Origin of the sequence: Noviherbaspirillum denitrificans (genome assembly GCF_002211445.1) — a bacterium.
Classification (GTDB): Bacteria; Pseudomonadota; Gammaproteobacteria; order Burkholderiales; family Burkholderiaceae_D; genus Noviherbaspirillum; species Noviherbaspirillum denitrificans.
On the sequence record NZ_LSTO01000001.1, the window covers coordinates 2,451,754 to 2,453,610 of the forward strand.

The window sequence follows — 1,857 nt, forward strand, 5'->3', positions numbered from 1 at the left end:
TGCGGCGCGTCGGAAAATAATCCCTGGAGGGTGTCATGGATCTCGCCGGAAAAAAGATCGTCCTCGGAATGACCGGAGGCATTGCCTGCTACAAGGTCGCGGAATTCACCCGCGGCCTGGTCAAGGCAGGCGCATCGGTGCAGGTGGTCATGACGCAGGCGGCAACGCAATTCATCACGCCCGTCACCATGCAGGCGCTGTCGGGCCGCGCGGTCTTCACCGACCAGTGGGATGCGCGCATCGGCAACAACATGGCGCACATCGACCTGACGCGTGATGCCGACGCCGTCGTCATCGCGCCCTGCTCCACCGATTTCATGTTCAAGCTGGCGCATGGTGCCTGCGATGACCTGCTGTCGACCCTGTGCGTGGCACGGCCGGCAACGGTGCCGCTGCTGATCGCACCGGCAATGAATGTCGAGATGTGGCAGAACCCGGCAACCCAGCGCAACCTCGCGCAGATCAAGGCGGACGGTATCGCGGTGCTCGGCCCCGATGCCGGCGACCAGGCTTGCGGCGAGACCGGCATGGGCCGCATGCTCGAACCGGAACAACTGCTTGAGGAAGTGATTGCGTCGTTCCAGCCCAAGCGGCTCGCGGGCAAGCGCGTCCTTATCACCGCCGGGCCGACCTTCGAACCGATCGACCCGGTGCGCGGCATCACCAACCTCTCGTCGGGCAAAATGGGCTATGCGATTGCGCGCGCCGCGCGCGAAGCCGGTGCCGATGTCTGCCTGGTATCCGGCCCGACTGCGCTCGACACGCCCTACGGCGTCCATCGCATCAATGTCCAGACCGCACAGCAGATGCATGATGTGGTCTTGTCGCGCGTCGACGGCAAGGACATCTTCATCGCCGTCGCGGCGGTTGCCGACTGGCGTGTCGCCAATGCCAGCGACCAGAAGCTGAAGAAGAACAGCAAGGGCGATGTCCCGCAACTGCAGTTTGAACAGAATCCCGACATCCTCGCCTCGGTCGCGGCGCTGGAAAAGCGTCCCTACTGCGTCGGCTTTGCGGCGGAGTCCGAGAACCTGCTGCAGTACGGCGAAGAAAAGCGGAAGAAGAAAGGCGTACCGCTGCTGGTCGGCAACATCGGCCACCAAACCTTCGGCAAGGACGAGAACGAGCTGGTGCTGTTCGACGACAAGGGCAACCAGCGCCTGCCGCAGGCCGGCAAGCAGGCCCTCGCCCGGCAGCTCGTCGCGGAAATCGCCGCGCGCATTTGAGTCACCTGTATCTTTTTGTAATGCCCGTCTCGCCAGGCGGGCGCATCACCTTATCCTGATCACCCATGAAGAATATCGACGTCAAGATCCTCGACCCGCGCATGAAAGAACAACTGCCGGCCTACGCAACGACCGGCAGCGCCGGCCTCGATCTGCGCGCCTGCATTGAGGCGCCGCTCACCATCAAGCCGGGCGAGACCCACCTGATCCCCACCGGCCTCGCGATCCACATCGCCGACCCGGGCTATGCCGCGATGATCCTGCCGCGCAGCGGCATGGGCCACAAGCATGGCATCGTGCTGGGGAACCTGGTCGGCCTGATCGACTCGGATTACCAGGGCCAGCTCATGGTATCCACCTGGAATCGCGGGCAGACGGAGTTCACGCTCAACCCGATGGAGCGCCTGGCACAGCTCGTGATCGTCCCGGTCCTGCAGGTCGGCTTCAATGTCGTCGAAGAATTCGATAGCAGCGAACGCGGTGCCGGCGGTTTCGGCAGCACGGGAAAACATTGACATGGGAGGGAAGCCGATGCGCGCGAAGTCCCGATACGCCTTGCTGCGGCAGCGCCTGCTGTTGCTGCCGGCGGCCCTTTTTATGGCTGCCTGCGCGACACCGGTTTCTCCGCCCG

At 63.9% G+C, this 1,857-nt stretch carries 2 protein-coding genes; both read left to right on the forward strand.

Annotated elements, in window-relative coordinates; genetic code table 11:
* The first annotated feature begins 35 nt into the window (after positions 1-35).
* Entirely contained in the window at positions 36-1,226 is a 1,191-nt protein-coding gene (coaBC, locus tag AYR66_RS12000) for a bifunctional phosphopantothenoylcysteine decarboxylase/phosphopantothenate--cysteine ligase CoaBC (RefSeq protein ID WP_088707666.1), read from the forward strand.
* A 65-nt stretch (positions 1,227-1,291) separates the two neighbouring features.
* Positions 1,292-1,741: a dUTP diphosphatase gene (gene dut / locus AYR66_RS12005; RefSeq protein ID WP_088707667.1), complete on the forward strand. Its 450-nt coding sequence runs from the start codon at positions 1,292-1,294 to the stop codon at positions 1,739-1,741.
* Positions 1,742-1,857: the final 116 nt, after the last annotated feature.

Excerpts from the sequence above, each read along its gene's own strand:
- coaBC (WP_088707666.1), top strand. The coding sequence starts at position 36 with ATGGATCTCGCCGGAAAAAAGATCGTCCTCGGAATGACCGGAGGCATT.
- dut (WP_088707667.1), top strand. The coding sequence starts at position 1,292 with ATGAAGAATATCGACGTCAAGATCCTCGACCCGCGCATGAAAGAACAA.